At 41.0% G+C, this 3,543-nt stretch carries 5 protein-coding genes and 1 pseudogene; 3 read left to right on the plus strand and 3 right to left on the minus strand.

All coding sequences use genetic code 11. The features are described from left to right. The 3 genes from JCM2765_RS19220 to JCM2765_RS16275 form a co-directional block, all read left to right on the plus strand. On the plus strand, positions 1–91 hold a 91-nt coding region (locus JCM2765_RS19220), incomplete at its 5' end, for a topoisomerase C-terminal repeat-containing protein (RefSeq protein WP_369404086.1). Positions 92–213: 122 nt separating this feature from the next. Beyond that, on the plus strand, positions 214–429 hold the full coding sequence (locus tag JCM2765_RS16270) for a hypothetical protein (protein ID WP_003600530.1): 216 nt from the start codon (positions 214–216) through the stop codon (positions 427–429). Between the two features lie 3 nt (positions 430–432). Beyond that, the gene (locus JCM2765_RS16275; RefSeq protein WP_054737565.1) at positions 433–1,557 is read left to right on the plus strand and encodes an ArdC-like ssDNA-binding domain-containing protein; all 1,125 of its coding nucleotides are present in this window, start codon (positions 433–435) and stop codon (positions 1,555–1,557) included. Positions 1,558–1,712: 155 nt separating this feature from the next. On the opposite strand, the gene JCM2765_RS18905 is transcribed toward JCM2765_RS16275, so the two are convergent. From JCM2765_RS18905 to JCM2765_RS16290, 3 genes and pseudogenes are all read right to left on the minus strand, one after another. Then, positions 1,713–1,802, minus strand: coding sequence for a putative holin-like toxin (locus JCM2765_RS18905; RefSeq protein ID WP_156301844.1), 90 nt, complete (start codon positions 1,800–1,802; stop codon positions 1,713–1,715). Between the two features lie 185 nt (positions 1,803–1,987). Further along, positions 1,988–3,243, minus strand: a pseudogene (locus JCM2765_RS19345) (restriction endonuclease subunit S). After that, positions 3,206–3,543: N-6 DNA methylase (locus JCM2765_RS16290; protein ID WP_156301846.1), on the minus strand; the 338-nt coding region annotated here is incomplete at its 5' end. The pseudogene JCM2765_RS19345 and the gene JCM2765_RS16290, both read right to left, overlap by 38 nt.

Raw genomic sequence — 3,543 nt, forward strand, 5'->3', positions numbered from 1 at the left:
CAAACTAAAGGGATTCAAGAGCAAAAAAGGAAAGTCGTTTGACGCCAAGCTAAAACTTGACGGCCATAAATTAAGTTTTGATTTTGATTAGACCTTACCCTACCGCCCTTCACGTTGTTCCGGTTGGTGAACCCGTTGTTTAGGTTCACTTTGACAACCCCCAAAGCGAACCTAAACAACGGGTGAGATTAGCAAAGCAAAGGAGATCATGAAATGGATAACGAATTAACAGTCATTGGGAGTGAATTACCGGTTTTGCAGACTAAAGGAACCTACAAGTATTTAAAAGAAATTACTGGTAACGGGGCCTATTATCAAGTGGCTTGGCAAAAATTGTCTGACGGTTACGTTGCCCTTTATGGCACGACCTCAATTCAAACAAAAGTGGCTCCCATACTGAATGATATTTTTGAAGATGAGGAGGGGTAGACAATGCCGAGTAAAGCAGACGTTAAAGCCTGGAAAGCACAATTAGTCGCTCAGGCTGAACAACAAATCCTAAAATTAACCGATAGTGACCGATTTAAACAGTATCTTAATACCCTGGCTAAATTTCATCATTATAGCGCCAGAAACATTGATTTGATTTATGCGCAAAATCCGCAAGCCACTCAAGTCGCGGGCTTTAAGCAATGGCAGACGGCTTTTAACCGCACCGTCAACCGGGGCGCAAAAGCGATTCGGATTGCGGCCCCGATTATTAAGAAGTTAACACCAGCCGAGCAAAAGCGTCTTGATACCACCGATGAACGCGCCATTGTCGGTTACCGTTATCTACCCGTCTTTGATGTGGCACAAACTAGCGGTGAGCCAGTGTTAAGTGCTAAAGACTTTGTCAAAGAAAATTTAGCCGATCATCAGAATGTAACGAGCTTGTATAACGCGTTCAAAGATTATTTAAACCAGCAAACCGACCTTAAAGTCAGTGAAGTGCCTTTAGAGACGCTAAATGGGGCTAAGGGGTATTTTCAACCCAGCACTAATGAAATCGTCATTGGTGGCGATGAGCCCGATAATGCTTTAAAACTAAAGACGTTATATCATGAATATGCGCATAGTCAGTTACATGGGTTAAAATCAGCCTTTAAAGATCGGCCGCGAGCCTATCAGGAAACCCAAGCCGAAGCGGTTGCGTATGTTGCCATGCAAAATATTGGCGTTGATACCAGCAACTATTCATTCGGTTATGTGGCCACCTGGGCCAAAGATAAAGCCGTAATCCATAGTGCTTTAAGTGAAATCCACCAAGTGAGCAACAAAGTGATTGAGCTTAGTGACGGGTTAACCAAACAATTAGGCTTACAAGAAGCACAAAAAGAACCTGAGCATGATTTAAAAAAGCTATCCGCCCAGGATCTTAATAAGTCCTATCAAAGCTTGCAACAACAAGTTCAGCAAGCAACGAATCCACAACAAAAATTAGAACTAAAAAATAAATTAAATGATGTACACCAGAAAATCAGTAATCGAACGCAAAAACAGCTGCAAGCATTTGCTAAAAAGAATCCAGAAATCAAACAACCAGATTCTGAACCTGATCAAAGCCTAAAACGTTAGCCAGTTTTTAAGGGACATGCTATAATGTAATAGAAAAAGGAAGTCTTGCGCTAACAAGACTTCCCGCGCAAGCCGCTTCAAAGGCGGTGGCATTAGTTAAAAAATGATAGTTGAGTCACCCTGTAACCTAGCCAAAGTTACGCAGGGCGGCTTTTTTATTTGTGGTACTTGTCGATATAGCTGAGTAGCGCGATTAAAAACGTGCCAAACAGCAACATCAACGAGAGTGTCTGGAAGACGCTCATTGACTGTGAAACCTTCCTGAAGATTATTCCATGTTCCCATGGGCCTCACCTCGCAAGGGAAAAGACAGCCACCGCCCTTAAAACTTCCTGCGTAATCCATTATACAGGTGAATTAAGTGTTGACCAAGCACAATAAAAATTAAGTCATGGGGTTTCATAGGATCCTAAATTTGATCGAATTAAGCTCAGCAAAACATCTTTTGTAGATACCCTTTTTTAAGTTCTTGGAGTTTTTCAAGCTTACGTTGATGAAGAGTGATAGTGTCGTCGAGTTGTTTGAAAAATGAACCAATTTTTTGCTGTTCCTCGATTGAATTTGGAATTAGTAGCACAGTACTGAAAAAATCAGTAGGAGCAATATTCAAGAGCCCATGGTTACGTGCGCCTTCCGCAGCATTCTTTGCAACTTCCTTGTACCACCTAGTTGTGTCGTAGTATGAAACCAAGAATTGGGAAGAAACGTTTGTCGGTCTAAAAATGATATAAAGAGTTGAAAGAACTCCCATATCATATTTATCGAGTCGCTTAATCGCTCCCCATGGGTATCCGTTTGAATAGCTTTTGTTGTAAGCAAATTCACCATTTTTAACTAGAAAATAACCACTGATATCACGGCTAGCAATTTGCTTGTCAAAAAAGTCATTCTGGTCAATCAGACCATCCTGCGCTGAGATAGTTAACGGACGACTCGACTCGTTATTTTTGTTCTTTCGAGTTACTCGTTCAGTTAAATCAGACAACTTACGCTGTTCCCAAGCGTCAGCAAACCCTGCAAATCGCAATTCAGGAACTTTGGCCCCATTTTTAGGAACATTTTTTGCAAGTAGCCTTTTTTCTGTTCCTTGAGCAAATCTAACTTACGCTGGTTAGCAGCGATAAGTTTGTCGAACCTTTCGAAAAACTCGATGATTTTATTTTGTTCATCCAACTTTGGGGTGAAAACTGCAATCTTCAAAAAATCTGACTCATGAATACGCCACTGACCATACACGACTCCCTGTCGGTATCGAACCATTGAATGGATAAAATTTTTTTGACTAGACAACAGACCAATAAATCGACTATCAGCATTTTCAGTTGAATAGAAGATGCTGTAGACCGGCGATATCAATGCCTTTCCTGTTTTATTGAATCCAATTGACCCAGTTTCAAGGTTGTTCGAACTGTAAATAAAATCACCAAATTCAGTGACTTTGTACTTCTTTGAGTCATTAGTGACTAAAGCGCTGCGATCATACCTCTCGCCCTTTGGTGTCACACCAGTACCAGCTGCGAAAGACATCAACTCATATTCGTCGTTAGGTTCAATCTGATGGTTTCGTTCTTGAAGCAGTTCAGAAAGGTTACGCTGTACCCAAGCATCAGTGAAACCTTTAAATCTTAATTGCGGATATTTAGCTTGTTTATCTTTCATTGTTAGCCTCCGGTTTTGACTGGTCATTCACCTGGGTGGTCACTAACTGGCTAGCCAATTCATTAAAGGCTTGTTCATTCTGACTGATTTCCTCGTCCAGTTGCTTTAAATCAGCTTTGACTTGGTCCAAATCAATCTCGGGTTCTGGTTCAAACGTATCAACGTAGCGCGGAATATTTAAGTTGTAGTCATTCTCTTTGATTTCTGCCGGTGAGGCCACGTGGGCATATTTATCGACATCTTGCCGATTTTGATAAGTCGTCACAATTTTTTTGATGTTTGCTGCTGTTAGCTTATTTTGATTCTTGTCCTTTTCAAATTCCCGAG

Source organism: Secundilactobacillus similis DSM 23365 = JCM 2765 (assembly GCF_001311075.1).
In the GTDB taxonomy this organism is placed as follows: Bacteria; Bacillota; Bacilli; order Lactobacillales; family Lactobacillaceae; genus Secundilactobacillus; species Secundilactobacillus similis.

What these genes read in the sequence shown, in the direction of transcription:
- JCM2765_RS16270 (WP_003600530.1), top strand. Translation starts at nt 214, where the DNA reads ATGGATAACGAATTAACAGTCATTGGGAGTGAATTACCGGTTTTGCAG.
- JCM2765_RS16275 (WP_054737565.1), top strand. Translation starts at nt 433, where the DNA reads ATGCCGAGTAAAGCAGACGTTAAAGCCTGGAAAGCACAATTAGTCGCT.
- JCM2765_RS18905 (WP_156301844.1), bottom strand. Translation starts at nt 1,802, where the DNA reads ATGAGCGTCTTCCAGACACTCTCGTTGATGTTGCTGTTTGGCACGTTT.